The 17,867-nt window shown below is 55.2% G+C and carries 15 protein-coding genes; 3 read left to right on the forward strand and 12 right to left on the reverse strand.

From position 1 onward, the window contains the following. Nucleotides 1-19: 19 nt before the first annotated feature. Genes cysQ through cysD form a run of 3 tightly spaced genes read right to left on the reverse strand, consistent with a single transcriptional unit; the run spans nt 20 to nt 3,664 of the window. Nucleotides 20-808 (reverse strand): 3'(2'),5'-bisphosphate nucleotidase CysQ, encoded by a 789-nt coding sequence (cysQ, locus tag GA829_RS27545; RefSeq protein WP_195179827.1) that lies wholly within the window; start codon nt 806-808, stop codon nt 20-22. A 10-nt stretch (nt 809-818) separates the two neighbouring features. Beyond that, the gene (gene cysN / locus GA829_RS27550; RefSeq protein ID WP_195175719.1) at nt 819-2,756 is read right to left on the reverse strand and encodes a sulfate adenylyltransferase subunit CysN; all 1,938 of its coding nucleotides are present in this window, start codon (nt 2,754-2,756) and stop codon (nt 819-821) included. Nucleotides 2,757-2,758: 2 nt separating this feature from the next. Further along, nucleotides 2,759-3,664 (reverse strand): sulfate adenylyltransferase subunit CysD, encoded by a 906-nt coding sequence (gene cysD / locus GA829_RS27555; RefSeq protein ID WP_258051988.1) that lies wholly within the window; start codon nt 3,662-3,664, stop codon nt 2,759-2,761. Nucleotides 3,665-4,148: 484 nt separating this feature from the next. On the opposite strand from cysD, the gene GA829_RS27560 reads away from it, so the two are divergent. Both GA829_RS27560 and GA829_RS27565 read left to right on the forward strand, forming a co-directional pair. Beyond that, nucleotides 4,149-5,429: an O-antigen ligase family protein gene (locus tag GA829_RS27560; RefSeq protein WP_374940435.1), complete on the forward strand. Its 1,281-nt coding sequence runs from the start codon at nt 4,149-4,151 to the stop codon at nt 5,427-5,429. 16 nt (nt 5,430-5,445) lie between these two features. Next, complete coding sequence (locus tag GA829_RS27565) at nt 5,446-6,393, forward strand: NAD-dependent epimerase/dehydratase family protein (RefSeq protein WP_195175721.1); 948 nt, start codon at nt 5,446-5,448, stop codon at nt 6,391-6,393. On the opposite strand, the gene GA829_RS27570 is transcribed toward GA829_RS27565, so the two are convergent. The 3 genes from GA829_RS27570 to GA829_RS27580 are packed head-to-tail and all read right to left on the reverse strand — an operon-like array spanning nt 6,381 to nt 9,877. Next, the gene (locus GA829_RS27570) at nt 6,381-6,887 is read right to left on the reverse strand and encodes a sugar transferase (protein ID WP_258051989.1); all 507 of its coding nucleotides are present in this window, start codon (nt 6,885-6,887) and stop codon (nt 6,381-6,383) included. The genes GA829_RS27565 and GA829_RS27570 overlap by 13 nt on opposite strands. A gap of 49 nt (nt 6,888-6,936) precedes the next feature. After that, nucleotides 6,937-7,980 (reverse strand): glycosyltransferase family 2 protein, encoded by a 1,044-nt coding sequence (locus GA829_RS27575; RefSeq protein ID WP_258051990.1) that lies wholly within the window; start codon nt 7,978-7,980, stop codon nt 6,937-6,939. Next, a complete protein-coding gene (locus GA829_RS27580) occupies nt 7,889-9,877 on the reverse strand; it encodes a nucleoside-diphosphate sugar epimerase/dehydratase (protein ID WP_195175723.1) in 1,989 nt (662 codons plus the stop codon). The genes GA829_RS27575 and GA829_RS27580 overlap by 92 nt, the downstream gene beginning before the upstream one ends. A gap of 614 nt (nt 9,878-10,491) precedes the next feature. Here GA829_RS27580 and GA829_RS27585 point away from each other — a divergent pair. Continuing rightward, on the forward strand, nt 10,492-10,764 hold the full coding sequence (locus tag GA829_RS27585) for a hypothetical protein (RefSeq protein WP_195175724.1): 273 nt from the start codon (nt 10,492-10,494) through the stop codon (nt 10,762-10,764). Between the two features lie 11 nt (nt 10,765-10,775). Here the strand turns inward: GA829_RS27585 and GA829_RS27590 are convergent, their stop codons facing one another. Genes GA829_RS27590 through GA829_RS27615 form a run of 6 tightly spaced genes read right to left on the reverse strand, consistent with a single transcriptional unit; the run spans nt 10,776 to nt 17,834 of the window. Next, nucleotides 10,776-11,963 (reverse strand): glycosyltransferase family protein, encoded by a 1,188-nt coding sequence (locus GA829_RS27590; RefSeq protein WP_258051991.1) that lies wholly within the window; start codon nt 11,961-11,963, stop codon nt 10,776-10,778. Nucleotides 11,964-11,973: 10 nt separating this feature from the next. Further along, complete coding sequence (locus tag GA829_RS27595; RefSeq protein ID WP_195175725.1) at nt 11,974-14,649, reverse strand: glycosyltransferase; 2,676 nt, start codon at nt 14,647-14,649, stop codon at nt 11,974-11,976. Nucleotides 14,650-14,663: 14 nt separating this feature from the next. After that, nucleotides 14,664-15,416, reverse strand: a complete 753-nt coding sequence (locus GA829_RS27600) for an ABC transporter ATP-binding protein (protein ID WP_195175726.1) — start codon at nt 15,414-15,416, stop codon at nt 14,664-14,666. Further along, entirely contained in the window at nt 15,413-16,210 is a 798-nt protein-coding gene (locus tag GA829_RS27605) for an ABC transporter permease (RefSeq protein ID WP_195175727.1), read from the reverse strand. Before GA829_RS27605 ends, GA829_RS27600 begins: the two co-directional genes overlap by 4 nt. Beyond that, a complete protein-coding gene (locus GA829_RS27610) occupies nt 16,207-16,710 on the reverse strand; it encodes a GNAT family N-acetyltransferase (protein WP_258051992.1) in 504 nt (167 codons plus the stop codon). Before GA829_RS27610 ends, GA829_RS27605 begins: the two co-directional genes overlap by 4 nt. Then, nucleotides 16,707-17,834, reverse strand: coding sequence for a DegT/DnrJ/EryC1/StrS family aminotransferase (locus tag GA829_RS27615; protein WP_195175728.1), 1,128 nt, complete (start codon nt 17,832-17,834; stop codon nt 16,707-16,709). Before GA829_RS27615 ends, GA829_RS27610 begins: the two co-directional genes overlap by 4 nt. Between the last annotated feature and the right edge of the window lie 33 nt (nt 17,835-17,867).

A 17,867-nucleotide genomic window follows, 5' to 3' on the forward strand; every position in this document is an offset into this window, starting at 1 on the left:
TTAGATCAGAGTTAGGGCGTCAGGTCGTTGGCCCAAGTCTGCCGCTCGCGATAAAGTACGGGTTGGCGAAATCCTCGTCGCCAGGCTGATTGCGTTTGCCATAGGCCAATGGCTTACCGTCCAAGGTCCGCGTCATGCCGCCGGCGGCGCGTAGCACGGCATCTCCTGCGGCGGTGTCCCACTCCATGGTGCGGCCAAAGCGGGGATAGACGTCAGCTTCGGCGCTTGCGATCAAACAGAATTTCAACGACGAGCCCACCGAAACGATCTCGGCGGCACCAAGATCACGAATATAGGCCTCGGTCTCCGCCGTGTTGTGGGATCGGCTGGCAACCACCGCCAGTGGCGCGATGCCTGCTCTCGCGGAAATCAGCCGGCGGCTGACTATTTCGTAGTCTTCGCTGATCTCAAGCGATTCCGCCCTGCCCGGCCGGCCGGAAAAAAATCGCCCGCTGCATGGCGCGAAGACGACACCGACTTCCGGCACCCCGTTGCGAACAAGGGCAATGTTGACCGTGAAATCAGTGCGGCGATTGACGAATTCCTTAGTGCCATCAAGCGGATCGATGAGAAAGAACGCACCACCCAGATCAGGTGGCACGACGCCCGCGGATGCTTCTTCCTCGGCCACGCATGGAATGGCGGGAAATGCCGCGCGCAGCCCGGCAAGGATGATTTTTTCGCTTTCGCGGTCCGCCTCGGTCACCGGCGAAGCGTCGGACTTCCGGTCAACGGCGCAGCCAGCATGAAAAACGCGCATCACCTCGCGGCCTGCCGCCAGGGCCAGCCGCTCGAATTCGCCCAGCATCAGACTGTCGTCAGATGCCGCCGCCGTTGTCGTATTGGTCTTCAGCAATGTCGCGCTCGATCAGCCAGTGTTCCAGAGCCTCTACCATCTCTTCAGCTGTCTTGCCGAGTGTCTTGAGATGAATTTCCGGCTTTTCTGGAGCCTGGTAAGGCGAATCGACGCCGGTGAAATTCTTGATCTCGCCATTCAGAGCACGAGCATAGAGGCCCTTCGGGTCGCGTCGGGCGCATTCCTCGAAAGGCGTATCGACAAACACTTCCACGAACTCACCCTCGGCCATCAATTCCCTGGCCATGCGCCGCTCCGCGCTAAACGGTGAGATGAACGAGACGATGACGATCAGCCCCGCATCAGCCATCAACCGCGCCACTTCCGCGACACGGCGGATGTTCTCGACGCGATCGGCGTCGGTGAAACCAAGATCACGATTGAGGCCGTGGCGGACATTGTCGCCGTCGAGGATGTAGGTATGGCGGCCGGATGCGAAGAGCTTCTTCTCGAACAGATTGGCGATCGTCGACTTGCCCGACCCGGAAAGCCCGGTGAACCAGAACACGGCGGGCCGCTGGTTCTTCTGATCAGCGCGGCCGCGCTTGCCGACATCGAGGGACTGCCAGTGAATGTTTTCGGCTCGGCGCAGCGAATGCAGTATCATGCCGGCACCGACCGTGGCGTTGGAGATGCGGTCGATCAGGATGAAGGCGCCGGTGGTGCGGTTTTCAGCGAAAGTGTCGAAGGCAATCGGCGCCCGCGTCGAGATGTTGCAGATGCCGACTTCGTTCATTTCCAGCGACTTGGCCGCCTCGCGGGCAAAGTCATTGACGTTTACCCGGTATTTCAGATCAGTGACGGTGGCGCTGGTCTGGTCGGTCTCGGTGCGCAGAATGTAGGAGCGGCCGGGCAGCAAGGCATGCTCGTCGAACCAGACGATGTTGGCGGCGAACTGGTCGGCGACCTGCGGCCGCGCGGCCGGCGACACCAGCATGTTGCCTCTGGAAACCTCGACCTCGTCGTCGAGCACAAGCGTGATCGCCTGGCCGGCCACCGCCTGAGTGAGATCGCCACCATGCGCGACGATGCGTTTGACGCGCGAGGATTTGCCGGACTTGGCGACAACAACCTCATCGCCTTGCGATACCGAACCGGATGCGATCGTGCCGGCAAACCCACGAAAGTCGAGATTGGGGCGGTTAACGTATTGGACCGGGAAGCGGAACGGCAGTTCGACTGCCTCCTCTTCGACGGAGACAGTTTCGAGGTGTTCGATCAATGTCGGGCCGGAATACCACGCCATCTTGTCTGAGCGGATGGTGACATTGTCGCCATAACGCGCCGACATCGGGATGGGTGCGATTGTCTGGAAGCCGAGATCGCGCGAAAACCGCAGATAGTCCTCGGTGATGCGGTCAAAGACGGCCTGGTCGAACTCGACCAGGTCGATCTTGTTGACGGCCAGCACAATGTGGCGAATGCCGAGCAGCGAGGCGATGATCGAATGGCGCCGGGTCTGGCGTAGCACACCCTGGCGGGCATCGATCAGCACGATGGCGAGATCAGCGGTCGAGGCGCCAGTCGCCATGTTGCGGGTGTATTGTTCGTGGCCAGGCGTGTCGGCGACGATGAACTTGCGCTTGGGTGTGGCAAAGAAACGATAGGCGACATCGATGGTGATGCCTTGCTCGCGCTCGGCCTCGAGACCATCGACCAGCAGGGCGAAATCGATGTCGTCGCCGGTGGTGCCATGCTTGCGCGAATCACGCTCGAGGGCTGCCAACTGGTCCTCGAAAATCTGCTTGGTATCGGAAAGCAGGCGCCCGATCAGCGTCGACTTGCCGTCGTCGACGGAGCCGCAAGTGAGGAAGCGCAACAGCGACTTTTTCTCCTGCGCCGCCAGATAGTCGCGGACACCGTCAGTGGGTGCGAGGCTTTTTGCCATGATGTGGCGCATGGTCAGAAATACCCCTCGCGCTTCTTCTTTTCCATCGAGCCGGCTTCGTCGCGGTCGATCAAGCGGCCCTGCCGTTCGGACGTGCGCGCGGTCAGCATTTCGCCGACGATGGCTTCCAGTGTGTCGGCATCCGATTCGATGGCGCCAGTCAGCGGATAGCAGCCAAGCGTACGGAACCGCACCAGCCGGTTTTCCACCTTCTCGCCAGGGCGCAGTTTCATGCGTTCGTCGTCCTTGAGGATAAGCATGCCGTCGCGTTCGACAACCGGCCGTTCCTTGGCGAAATAGAGCGGTACGATCGGAATATTTTCCTGAAGGATGTACTGCCAGATGTCGAGTTCGGTCCAGTTGGACAGCGGAAAGACGCGGATCGATTCGCCCGAAGCGATGCGGGTGTTGAATATCTTCCACATTTCCGGCCGCTGGTTCTTCGGGTCCCAGACATGCTGGGCATTGCGGAAGGAGAAGATACGCTCCTTGGCGCGTGACTTCTCCTCGTCGCGCCGTGCGCCACCAAAGGCGGCATCAAAACCATATTTGTCGAGTGCCTGGCGCAACCCGACGGTCTTCATCACATGGGTATGGGTGTTCGAACCGTGATCAAAGGGGTTGATGTTGTCACGCACGCCATCTTCGTTGACATGAACCAACAGGTCGAAGCCGAGTTTCTGCGCCATCTGGTCGCGAAAAGTGATCATTTCGCGGAACTTCCAGGTGGTGTCGACATGAAGGAACGGAAAAGGCGGCTTGGCAGGATAGAACGCCTTCATCGCCAGATGCATCAGCACGGAGGAATCCTTGCCGACCGAATACAGCATGACCGGCTTGGAAAAGGCGGCTGCAACCTCGCGGAAGATGTGGATGGACTCGGCCTCGAGCCGTTGAAGATGCGTAAGCGCGATAGTCATGGACTGGGAGCGTTCTCTCGTACCATTCGGCGGAAGGGCCAGCATCAAATTCTCGAGTGCGTCTCAGCGCCCGGTTCAAGCCTAGCTTCCACACATTGTGTTTCATCGTATTCGTGCCAGCGTTTTAGCAGATCGCCGTCGTTTAGAACAATGCAAGAGACGCCGAGCACCGCACTATTAGAGAACGAATTTTCCACAAAATTGGCAAGATCCGGAAATCCCTTCTCAAGTGAGCGGCAACCAAGAAAACTCAAGGAAAATATTGCCTGAAATAGATCGCATTGCCGTCATCGACAGCAGCCGCAACCTACCTGCAAGAGGCATGATTGTTTTAGCGTCAGCCTTTGCCGCCGCACTATCGAAAGCTGGCCCTAGCCGCTATACTGGCGCTGCCGAAAATGCGAAGCGTGGCCTCTGTGATTGCGGGAGCGTCATATTCGCATCTTTGAATAGCCCACCTGCCAACGTGAGAGAAACCAGGGCGTTGAACCGGCTATCATCCGCAGAGCAGCAATTCACGCCGTCTCGGGTCAATATCTATTTCTCCATCCTTTGCTTTTTCTCCCCACCGGTGCTGGGGTCGGTGGTTAGTTTTGTCTTCAATGGTGGCGGCCTTTGGTCCGTGCTGTTGATTGCCTTAAGGAAAAGGCGCCTCAATTTCGACCGCCCCATGATCGCTTTGACAGGCGCCATATTTGCCTACTGCGGTGCCAATCTCCTAGCCTCTATCGTCAACGGTTCGATCGCAAGGGATGCGCCCCATCTCATTCCGCTCATAACCTTCCTACTTTTTCCCTTCTCCTATTCGACCTGGAGCATTTCGCGGAAAGCCACGCTTGTTCGAACGATTGTGCTCAGCAGCGCAGGGGCTTGTTTTGGCGCGCTGATGCTGGCGATCGTCCAATACCACTGGCTGGGCATGGAAAGGGCTGAAGGGGGGGCGGGAAATGCGATCGTCTTTGCAACCGTCGCCGGTCTTGCCGTGATGGTTTGCGTAGCCGGAGCTTTGGCAAATCTCGAGCAGGCTAGGACCTTGCTGGTTTGCGCTGCCTTGGCTGGTACGATTGCCATCGTCTATTCCGGCACGCGAATCATCTGGCTTGCGTTGGTGATCACGGTCGTCGTCGTGTTTCTGATCGATCGGCAGAGGCTCAAGGGCGGCAATGCCGCTGGATTGCTCCTGCTGTTGGCCACAACTGGTGTGGTGATTGCTGTTTTCGGATTTCAGATAATATCCGGTCGAATTGAGTTTTTGCGCTCCGATTGGGATGCGCTCGTGGCACATGGCGACCACACTACAGCCCTTGGATTACGCGTCGCCCTGTGGGATATCGGCCTGAAGGCTTTCCGCGACATGCCACTCTTTGGGCACGGAACAGGAGCGAGCAAGTTTCTGATCGTGCAGGGATTCCGTGACCAGTTTGCGATGGATCAAGGCTTCAGCCATTTTCACAACGGCTTTCTAACCGCGTTGGTGCAAGCGGGTATTCTGGGCGCTGTGGCATTGGCGGCGATCTTTGTCGTTGCCGCCAGCAATGCCGCGAAAGTGCTTCGCACCAGCAGCGATTCCATTGAACGTTTTGGCGCCACCATGATTGTTATCGTGGTTATCATCTATCTCACGGCTGGTATGACGGGCATTCTGGTTGGCCACGATATTCTCGATACAACGCTGATGGTTTTCCTTGTATCCGGGACGTATCTTGCGTCTGGCCGCCAGATGCCGGTGATGGAAGAGCCGCTGCTTCCATTGACCTCCTCATGATTGCTCCGGGCAAGCGATGAAGGTCTTGGTAACGGGTGCGACCGGCTTCATCGGACGCCATGTCGTTGAGTGTCTCCGCAATGCCGGAATGGCCGTCAGGATCGCCTCCCGGCACCCGGAAATGCTTGGCACGGGCGGCGAGACCGTATCATTGCCGAGTTTCGATGCGCCGGCTGAGGCTTTCCTGGCGATCACCAGGGATATGACCCATGTCGTCCATTGTGCCGGACTGAACAATGATCGAGGCGACGCTACCGAGGCCGCTTACCGCGCGACCAATGCGCAGCTGAGCGCTCGGCTGGCAGATGCCGCGGCCAAGCAGACGAGCAGGCGCTTCATTTATCTCTCTTCAATCCGCGCCGCGATTGGCGCCCGCGTCAGCGGCACGATCGATGAAGAAACGCTCCATGCCCCGCAATGCTCATATGGGCGCTCGAAGCGCGAGGGCGAGATTGGAATTCTTGAGGCGTACGAATCGCATCGCCGGTCCGATGCTGCCGTGCTGCGCCTGCCTCCGGTCTACGGAGCCGGCATGAAGGGAAATCTGGTGACGCTGATGCGCCTGGCCGATACGCCGCTGCCTTTGCCGAGCGGCGCCTTGACTGGGGTTCGCTCGCTGATCTCGGCCGAGGCGACGGCACGGGCGGTCTTGCATTTGTTGACCCATTCAGGCCCGCTTCGCCCTGTCTACGTTGCCAGTAACGTGCCGCCGATGTCCGTCGCGGGCATTATCGGCGCATTCCGAACCGGATTCAAACGGCCGACGCGCCTGATCGCAGTGCACGCTGGACTGATGCGCCCGGCCGCCGCTCTTCTTGGCAAGCGGGATTTCTGGGACAGTCTGACCGCGTCCCAGATCTGTGACCCATCGTTGTTGGTCTCGGGGGGCTGGAGCCCGGATACGGATACGGCAGAGCGTCTCAGCGACATGGCGCGGCTCAGCAAATCCGCTCAGCCCCGATAGATTGTACCGAGCAGGATTCGCAGATCGAAACCAATCGAGGCCGCCTTGAGGTACTCCGCATCGGTTCCGGCACAAAGCCGTGGATTGGACATGTCGACACCCCGAATCTGAGCCAGGCCGGTGATGCCCGGAAGCGCTGCCGACACGCCCAATTCCCTGCGGAGTTCGATCAGTTCAGTTTGTGAGGGCAGGCACGGACGCGGCCCGACCAGACTCATCTCGCCCTTCAAGACATTCCAGAGCTGCGGCAATTCGTCGACCTTCAGTTTTCGTAGAGTCCTCCCCAGTGCCGTCACCGCACTCACCGGCGCCTCGTGTGTCGGCAAGGACGGCGTTCCGACATACATCGTCCGCAGTTTGTGGCAGCGAAAGAGAATGCCTTCGCGGCCGACCCGCGTCTGAGAGAAGATTGCCGGGCCCGGCGAAGACACCCTAATTGCCAGCATGGCCAGCAACTGGACAGGCGACGTGACCGCCAACAGCAAGGTGGCCAACACAAGATCGAAGGTCCGCTTTGGCTGACTGTTCGAATTCCACACGGCCCTAAATCCGCCGCCAGATGAATGCCAGGTAGAGCCCAAGCGTTCCAGCCAGCGTCTGGCGATAGACGCCGCTTTTGCGCAACAGCCTGAGGCGACGGAACAAGCCGCCCTGTCGCGACTTTGTGAACAGGTCAAGGCAAGCGGCCGCATCTCGCGTAAGAATGTCGCGATTGACGGCAAGACCGCCAAGGTTCTGATCGGTCCAGTTGGCGAATTCTCCTTTGAAGAGACGCCCGAGGCGGGAGATTCTTGCCCGCCAGGACACATTTGCCCCGACTAGGTTTGCCGCATGCTGACGATATCGCACCAACGGCCGGGGATCGTAACGGACAATGCCGCCGGCGGCGGTGATGACCAGATAGGTCCACCAATCGTGGCTGACGAACTCGGTGCTCGCGGACGCCTTGGCCACCAGATCACGCGCCGCGCGGTTGATCAGGATGGTGTTGCCGCCAGCAATGCTTTGCACGAGGGCATTGCGAAAGGAGGGAGGCTGACTGAACAGTGGCGAACAACCGATGACGCTTCCTGTCTCGGACATGGTTGCGGTTCGCGAGCAAAACATGAGTGGTATCTCTGCATCAAACGCCTGCATCCAACAGATAGCAGTCTCCAGCCTGTCAGGCTCCCAGATATCGTCCTGGTCGCAGAAGGCATAGCAATCGGCGTCGATCCGGGTGTCGACGATCATCGAGCGAAAATTGGCGGCGAAGCCTCGCCTTGGTCCGTCGACCATGGACACGCTACCCTTGTTCCAGCGACCTACCCACGATTTGACGATGGCTACCGTGTCGTCGCTGGAACCGTCGTCGGAAACCCACAGGTCAACAAGTGGGTGCGTCTGCGCAAGCAGTGAATCGAGCTGCTCCCCGATGAAGGCCGCGCCATCTCTCGTGGCCATCAATATGGCAATGCGTTGATCTTCTTTCGCCACGAGATTCAAATAGCCTGGGTCAGCCCGCCTGCCCGATCGTTTTCGGGGCGATGCTACGAGGTGTATCCGACTGCGACGCCTCCGACCGATGAAGGCTTTCCAGCACGGCAAGCGACTGGGCCTTGTCCTGGCTCTTCACCGACATTTGCAGTTCGGCCAGTGCGGCTTGGACACGAGACCACTCGGCGACATCGGTTCTCAGGCCAAAAATCTTCGAAATGCTGAGTTCGACAAGTTCCTCATTTTCACCGTGAAGCACTTCATGGAGTTTTTCGCCCGGTCTTATACCGGTAAATCGGATTGGAATCTCGGTGTAGGGACTTTTTCCCGACATGCGAATCATCGTTTCGGCAACTTCAAGGATCGGCACGGGCTTGCCCATATCGAGCATGTAGACGGCGTAATCCTCTTCGGCCTGGCGCGAAGCCGCGTCGCTTGCCGACATGATGACGAGGTCGACGGCTTCAGCCACGGTCATGAAATAGCGCGTCATGCGACGGTCCGTTATGGTGACCGGCCCTCCCGCTTCGATCTGCGCCTGGAAAATGGTCGCAACCGATCCATTGCTGCCGAAGACGTTGCCAAATCGGACAGCAATGAACTTGGTGGCGGTGCGCCGCCCGCTCGATTCTATCGCGGGCATTTCATGCAAGGCGCTGACAATTTGTTCGGCGGCCCGTTTTGTCACGCCAAGCACGGATGTCGGATCGACAGCCTTGTCACTCGAGATAAGAACGAACTGCGGAACTCCGCATTTAGCGGCAACCTCCGCACAGACAAGCGTTCCGAAAATGTTTGTCTGGATGGCGGATTCCCAGTTTTCCTCAAGCAGCGGGACGTGCTTCAGCGCTGCGGCATGGAAGATGATGTCGGGCTTGAATTCCGTGACAACACGCGTCATCTGCGGCCGGTTCGCGACATCGACAATGCGGACCTTGAGCCGATCATGGTGTTTTTCGTCGATGTATTGGCTCAGCTGGAAAATTCCGAATTCTGAATTGTCGGCGACGAGCACGGCACTGGCCCCAAGCTCCAGCGATCTTTTGACCAGCGTTCGGCCGATGGAGCCGGCGCCCCCCGTCACCAGAACGCGTTTGCCGTCGACGAACGCACCAATACGCTCGATATCGGATGCGACCGTAGGGCGGCGCAAGATCGTTTCCATCTCAACCGCGTCAAGCACAAGCTTGCCGCCCTGCCCCAGCTCGGAAAGACCCGAAAACTGAACGACCGCAATGTCACCGTGCCGGGCAACGCGGACAAGCTCCGAATATTCCTCGATCTCATGTTCGGCGCCATTGCCGAAAATCAGGAGATCAAGGCTCCTCGTGCCCTTCGCATAGTCCTCCAGAACGTCGACCAGACGGGGCCGGATGGCCACCACCGGGACACCTTGAATACGGGTGCCCAATGGGGCGCCACGCTCGATCGCCATGATACCGGCGATGGAATAATCGGCCGGCTCGGCCGTGCGCGTATAGCGAACGAGCAGATCAGCCTCGCTGAGCCGGCCCACGAACAACGCTTGTTTGGTCTGCGCCTTGTCCGCTTTCCGGCCCATAATGCCCCAACTCGCACCGTCACGCAGGAACCGGTAGAAAAGCCTGGGCGCGGAGATGATCGTGAAGGAGACGAGGAGGAAGACGATGAACTGGCGCTCGTTCAAGCCCGCCACTGGCGTAAAGGAGCGCACGAGCAGCGAAACCCCATAGAGCACGAATGTCAAAATCAGACAGCTCTTCAGAATGTTGAAAAAGTCCGGCGTCGAGGCAAAGCGCCAGACGGTGGTGTAGAGGCCGCAATAGCGAAAGAGCAAATGACTGATCAGCAGGATGCTCGACCATGTCACCAGACCCGCAAGCGAGAGCGCGCCGAAGGAGAGATTCGACCGCGACAACACCAGGGCAAGCGCCACGGCCACCAGGACCATGACCGCGTCCTGAACCATGATAAAGGCGCGCCGTATCTCCGGCCGAAGTCCGAACACAGCTTCCAGGTATGAATTCATTGGGCCGCACTAGACTCCAGGCTCAAGAAATTGGCCGCCAGCGAAGTGCGGGCTCGAATTTCGTTCGACTCCTGCACGCCACTTCATCGCACCAACCCCGACCCCCACCGTCCTGTATCGCATACTGTGGACTTGCGGTCATCGCCAGAGATTTTTTTCAGAAGGCGCTCGTTAGGTAATGCTTATGTTCTGAAGATGCTTGAGGCTTGGAAAGGTTGCCTCGTTGGGTCTATCGTGCGACACGATCTTAACAATAGGCCTTTCCTATGAGCCGAGATTGGGAAAATTGGGACGTCAGCAACGTTGCCGACGAGATTCAGGCGATTTGGCAGGGATCCTCAGCCGAAATTGCTCATCGACAAGAATTGGTCGACATCGTCTGCCGCCACACCGCAAGTGATCAGCCATCGGTTCTGGAAGTCGGCTGCGGAACCGGCCTTGTCTACGATAAACTTGTGATAAATTTACCCGTTGCGCCAAATACATAGGCGTCGATTCCTCCTTGAAATGCTAGAGAGAGCGAGAGAGAACTTCCCTAACGGGCTATTTCTCTACGGAGACGGTTACAAACTTGTTTTAGAGACCGCGAAATTGATTTGGTGTTGTGTTTCGAGGTGCTTGGTCACATCCGTCAGATCGACCTGGTCGTCAGCGAATTGCTTCGCGTAACAAAAGAGACGTGTATCTTCACGATCTGGCCAAGCGATGATCTCGACATTGCCGAAAGTACCGAAACGGTCGAAGGTGTTCGGTTCCTGCATCGTCAATATTCTGACCAATATATCCAGAAGATTGTGCGTACAGCCGGACGAAAAATTCTGAAAGGTATCGAGACCGTGGCTCTTGGGTCGGGCGGCCGGGCCTACATAGTCAAACGTCTGCCGTGAAAGGCTGTCGCTTAACATAATCTTCGAATTTTCTTCGCAATACGTCGAGCAACTAACGGAAGCCCACCTTCCTCGTAAACGAGCGCAAGATGAAGCTTTACCCGCGCAAGCCGCCTCTGGATCCTCCAGAAATTCAGACTGCCATGGTCAAGCGGCTTCGGATTTGTTGGGCTCTCGTCTGCGAGTCGCCTGAAAAATTGTGCCCACTCCTGGGAAACAGTTGATATGTCATATTGTGACCTCACATGCTTAAACGCGGCATTTGCGATGGCCATTCGCATGGTAGGCTGTTCGAGAAGCGTTGTCAGCGCTTCGAACCAAGACGAATGGGGACCGTCGACCAGCAATCCCGTGACCCGGCTTTTCACGACCTGAGTATAGGGAGGAATGTCCGAGTATATGCCAGCGATACGGCATGCGCCATACTCACGATACTTGTTATCGGTCTTGCTGCGATTTGCCTCGTGATCCATCAGCGGCGCTAACCCGATTGCCCAATTCCTCCCGGCTTGAAACTTGATAAATGCGTTGTAGTCGCCAGTATGAGGGAAAAAACGGACGCGCGCTCCAGTTGCGATGCCCCTTGGCAGAGCGCCAGCAAACTCAAATATCGCACAAGGGAATCTCTCCAGGACACGCTCGATGAGCGGAGAAATCAAATCTAGATCATCAACACGCGAAGGACTTCCGGCAAAGCCGATCCGAATTTCGTCGGAGGGCGAAGGCTCCACACCCTCGATCAAAGAGAAATCAAAGAATGTCGGCAGGACTGCAACACGTTCGTTGAAACTTGAGACAAACTTCGCCAACTCGGCGGAATTGGTAATTACTGCCTGTGCGTGCGAGACGGCAAACTCCAGCGATTTTCTGACAACGGGATGCCTATAGTAGGCTGCGAGTGGAGTGTGCCCCACGATACGCCAGAAATTATCATCAATGTAATATGCATATAAACGATTTGCGTCGACCAATGTCTGCGTCCACGACAAAACTAGAGGGTCCGCGCATCGAACGAACAGTGGTATGGTGTCCGTTGCGATGTCCTCATTCTGAAGCTGGTTCAGAAACTGAACTCTATACTCAATCCCGTGTACACCACAGGCCCTCACGATCTGCTCAACCAGGTGTGTGGTGGCGATCTCCGCCTCTATAATGATCAGAATTTCGAGAAGATCGGACACAGAAAACCGTTCAATCAAGACCTAATACCTAAGATTGCCCCGCAGTCCCTGCCGTCGAGGCATGTTCCTCTAGGCGGCCGCTGCCAACCTTGTTTCCCATTTGCACCGGCTTGACGTATTCGATCCCAGCAAACGGAGCCATAATTTTGCGCGTCCAGCCCAGATACGAATAGGTTACAAATTCAAGTGCGTAAATTGGCCAATTTGAACGCGCAAACAGGCGAAGACGCCATATTCCATCTTTCGGAACTATAGTTCCTTTCATATCGAAACTCACAGGCAACTGAAGGCTTACCCGTTCGAGAGCAACCGTCGATTGAATTGCGATTTCACCAGAAGGGGAAACAAACTCTATTCCCAATAATCCCTCATGAAGACCCTCAGATGAAAATACGCACGAAATAGCCTTGATCTCTCCACTCTTAATCGGAACTAGGTATTCGATAAAATCCTTCTGTTGAATAGCATCCGATAATTCAAGATAATTGTTGGCACCACGGATATTGTTAGCTTCGACATATCGACGAATGTCGTCAAAGGCCGGTGACACATGTGGCCAAAGATCGTCGCGAGACAGGCGCGGCTTGAAACGACGATAACGCCGAATTTTTGACCTTAACGCCGAAAGCTCGAGCAAACTCCCTTTAAGCGACTCATTTAGTATATTACCCGCATCGGCAGGCGTCTTCGAAAAATATCCCTTCAGCCTGGATTCCACGAGGGTGGAATTAACTGCCGGCGCATTCTCAATAATCTCATTCAAAACTGCAACATTCCGCTCTCCGGAAAAATGCGTTCGGCAGAATGTTGCATTAACCTGCTTGTAGCGATCCCAACTTTGACGGTTTGAGAGGAGTTCCATCAATGCCTGAAGCCAAGCTCTAGGCTCATGCACCGGGTCTACTTTCACTGCGGCGCCATCAAATGACGGAATATCGTAGGGCTTATCGTTCGGAACCACAAGAACAGCGTCCAAGACGTAGGCGCACAGAGCTACATTCAGAGTTTTGTACCTATTGTTGATTGTCCTGCTAGGCGCATGGACGAGAACATCAGGACGGCGCTCCGCCAGTTGCAATAGCGCACGGTTCCAATCTAATTGAAGCGGTTCAAATGTAACCTTGATACGGCTATCACCCTCCATTTTCGATAAATGCTCACGATCTTCAACGGAGCCGCCACATAGCACAAAATGAATGCGATACCCTTCGCCAGCAAGTCTCTGAACTGCAGGGAGTATGCTTTCGCGGAGTCCAAATTGCCTATGACTTCCTCCAATAGACGCAATTACCAGATCAGGAATCAATGCGCCTGCCACGCCAGAAACTCCTCTCGGAGCCGCCAACGAGATGGGTCTCTTTGAATAACTGACCGGATACACAAACAAGTTTTTATGGATAAGATTATCTAAAAAATAGTCATTTAGCGCTTGACTTGTGACGATCACGCCGGAAAATTTACTCAACTTCTGCCGTATCACAGCCACAGAAAACTCTTCGGGCATATTAACATTTTCTTTTGATGAGAGTTCCATAAGATTGTCATCTATAAAATAGTACACAGGAATGGAAATATCCATCGCTGCACGAATCCATTCTTGGTAGCATTCAAGAAATCGAACAACAATCAAGCAAGAAGCATGCGACAACTCTAAAATTGGCAGACCATCTCGCAAAGAGACGATCCTGATCCGACCCCTAATAGATTTTGGAAGGTATTCAAAACAAAGCGTAGTCGAAGCATTATATTCATAAGTTAGTACAAATATAGTTTTTTCAGTTTCGGCGGCTGGGTGCTGGTCGCTTTTCCTGAGCCAGGGGCGCTTCGCAAGATGATTCTCGGCTAGATCGACGATGGCAGATTGAGTGGAACTGGATAGCCCCGGAAGAATTTCAAACACGTCGACATTGTAGAGATCTTCCGGCCTGAGATCTCTGGTGGTTGCACGCATCCACTCATCGCAAGCCCCAGAGGGCAAGAGATAAGTTCGGCCGAGAGAGTCATCCTGTGCTGGCCCCGTCACTTCGGCAACATCAATATCGATATGATGCAATAGATAGAACTCACCAACCCTGCGCCACAGATCCCAGTCGCATATCCTCACCATCAGGATATTTGGATCATAGAATCCGATTTCATCGACAATATATCTAGGCAAGAGAACTGCGCAGTTTGCTATTACATTTGAGCTTCGCAAATTATATGATGAAAGTGACTGCCCAAGGCGGACTACCGCTCCGTTGAGAGCTCCCTGATCCGGAACCCGCCATATGGCGTTGCCATAGCAAACCCGATTCGGATTGAGCAAGCTATGCTTGAGTAACTGCTCCATAGCGTCCGGGTAGAAGAAGTCATCATCAAAGGCGAATGCGATGAAGTTGCCCCGAGCCTTGGCAAATGCCTCGAATTCGGAGACAGCAGGAAGCCCGATGTTACGCGGATGTAGTAGACAACTCACGCGGCCGTCGTCGCGCATGAACTCGGAAATCTGATCGGCAGTCCCATCCGTGCTTGCATCATCAACGATGATGAGCTCGATGTCTTCTAGCGTCTGCCCAAGAACGGATTCGACTGCTCGGCGAAAGAGTCCGCTGGCACCTCGCCGATAGGTCGGCAGCAAGATAGATATGGCCGGCTTGTGGTCGCCAGAATATCCGCGCCCCGGCATCCATATGGTATCCCTGATAATGTCTCTGACTTTCATGGTAATTTAGCCAATCATGCGTTGGGTAAGTTTGCGCGCGAATAGGATTCGAGTACTTCGAACGTTTCCCCGTCCATTCGAATGCCACCCGCGTCAAGCCAGACGGTGCGCTTGCAAAAAGATTCCAAAAGGGCTGGCGCATGGCTTGCAAAGACCAATATCTTGCCCTGCTCCATGAACTCGTACATCCGGCGCTTTGCCTTGTCCGCAAACTTGATGTCGCCAGCGCCCATCACCTCGTCGATCAGCAAGATCTCGGGATTGATGCTGGTCGACACCGCGAAGGCGAGACGAACAAACATTCCCGCTGAATAAGTACGAACGGGGTAATCCAGAAATTCTCCGAGTTCGGTAAACGCCCCAATCTCGGGCAATTTCTCCTCGATCTCTGCGGGTGACATGCCAAGCAAAAGACCGCGGATGCGAATATTGTCCCAACCCGACTGATTCATCTCGAAACCCGTCGCAAACTCGAACATCGGGCAGATATGTCCACGTACCGCGACTCTTCCGGATGTTGGAGGATAGATCTTTGCCATAACTTTCAGCAGCGTGCTTTTGCCCGCACCGTTGAGGCCTATCAGGCCAACACGTTCGCCGCTGCCGATGTGAAGATCCACGTGACGAAGAGCGTCCACACTATACGTGGACGGGCCGGACGTTCGGCCTGTCAAGCGACCGGCCAACCAATCCTTCAAGCCGCCGCTGTTGCGCTCGCCTTGAAACCGGATTCCTACGTCGGCGAGGCTGATTGCGAGTTCGGTCATAGAAGAAAGACCAAACGATTGTCGAAGCGGCGAGCGACCGCGGCGGCGACGATCCAAACCACAACGATGTAAAGAATTGCCAAGATGTAATTTTCAGGGGCGGCGGCCGCCCCTTCGAGTATAGGGTGGCGAACAATGTCGATCAGATAATAAAGCGGATTATACTGATATACGAAATCAAGATGTTTGGCCTGAAGCACTTTGATCGGGAACATGATTGGGGTAACGAAAAACACAACCTGTAGAATGCCAGCTAGCGCGAAAGGAAGATCCCGAAAGCGGGTACCGACATACGCTGAAATGACAATATGACCGAGGACGGCAATTAGTAACAGCGCCATGCCGGGAACGGCGACCAACCAGCCCAAGATGTTGAAGTTGCGTAGAACCAGTTGCATCGCGATAACAGCAGAGAAGCCGATCAGCAGGTTAATGCTATATGCCACGAGTGCGCGAAAAAGGTAAATCTGCTTGGGATAGGAGAATTGCTTTATGTACCCTTCGGAATTCACGAAAGCCGTGCCAGCCTCTGTGAAAGAGGACAGCAGGTACCCCCAAATGACAAAACCTGTAATCAAGAAAGGCAAAAAATCGGTCATGGGCTGGCCGAACATCACGCCATAGACAAAGCCGGCGCCGCCAACAAAAAATGCCAGATTCAACAAGATCCATAGCGGGCCAATGAATGAGCGCCTGAAGCGCGCCTTGATGTCCTGAACGCCCAGGAAAGTCCAAACTCGCCACAATTTCAACGCGGCCAGAGCGTCGGCGAAGAGTTGCTCATTCTGAGTCATGCGCCGCCGCCCTGAGCGAAGCCCATGCGAACCAGCCCCCCGGAGCGACTTTCTTCGACAAAGCCGCGCCGCGCGTATAGCCGGATGGCCTTTTCATTCCTTTCTAGGACTTCAAGGAATAAATAGGAAAGATTCAGGACGCCGGTTCCGAACTTCATAAGCTCGGCACAAGAGTGCGAGATATACCCTTTGCCGGCCATCCCTGGAGCAACAATAAATCGACCGATTTCTGCGCTTCCAGCCTCGATATCGACACCGTAGATGGCACATTGACCGACAGATTTCCCATCTGCTTCGACCATGAAGAAATAATCATCTTCCTTCTGAAGGTAGCTATTGTACCACGCAACATGGCCAGTAAAAGTGATTTTGTCGGATGTCTTGAACCAGACACGTACATCATCTCGGTTGCGCCAGCCGAGGATTGTCTCAAGATCTCGCTCCTCCATGAGCCTCAAGACAACCGTACCATCTCCGAAAGGAGCAACTTGCTGTTTCATTGGGCGTATTTAAGCACCAGCTCGGAGACCAGATCCACATCCGCCTTGCTCATGCGAAGGTGCAGCGGCAGTGATATAATTTCCTTGCTCGCCGCGGTCGCGTGCGGGCAAGTGCCGGCGGCAAAGGCGTACATCCGGTAGTCGGTGTTGTCGCGATAATGAACGCCCGGATAGACGCCATGTTCGTTCAAGGCAAGCATAAGGTTGTCCCGATTCTGCACACGTATCTGAAGAAGGTGCTGAGCGGATTCACATCCCTTCGCTGTCGGCACGACCCTGACGCGGTTGTGCCCGTCAAGGTGCTGATGGTACCAGACCGCCAGTTGGCGACGAAATGAATTGTCGATATCGAGATACTTCAGTTGGACGATAGCCATGGCAGCCATGATCGAGTTGCCGTGATATTTGTACCCTACCTCTTCGACATCATACATCCATTTGTAAGCGCCCTGGGCCGCAGTGCGGGCATATGTATCCTTGTTGATACCCAACCAGGTCAGCTTGCGAACCCGCTCGTCATCCTCTGCTTCCTTGAAACAAATCATTCCCGAGTCGGCGGTGGGAAGATTTTTGACGGCTTGAAAGCTGAATACAGATACGTCAGCATCGCCGCCTACATGCTTTCCGTCGACGCGAGTGCCCGACATATGAGCTGCATCGAGCACCAGTTTAATGTCATGCGCACGACAAACCTCCAGTATCCGGTGATACTGACCCACGTTGCCTCCCATGCCAACAAAAACCAGCGCTTTTGTCTTGTCGGTAATCAGCCTCGTAACGCTTTCAGGATCAAGGCAAAGGGATTCATCAACGTCTGCGAATACGGGCTTAAGGCCAGCATAAAGAATAGCGTGATTGGTCGAAACGAAAGTCAGTGGTGTCGTAATGACTTCATCGTCATCGCTCCACCGATACTTTGATTTCAACATCTCAAAAGCCAGATTCAGGCCAACAGTGTTAGAGTTCAAGAAGTGGGCATGAGGGAGTCCCGTATAATTTTTCCACGCTTCTTCAAATTCGGCTGTCTTGAAGCCAAGCCCCGTCCATCCTTTTTCAAGGCACTCGCGAATTCCCGCAAGACACTCTTCAATGCGGAAACTCGGTACGAACAACTGAACGCTCATCAAAATCCTCCGTAACCCTGTCGATCCACAGGT

The sequence above is a fragment of the Mesorhizobium sp. INR15 genome, assembly GCF_015500075.1.
GTDB lineage: Bacteria > Pseudomonadota > Alphaproteobacteria > Rhizobiales > Rhizobiaceae > Mesorhizobium.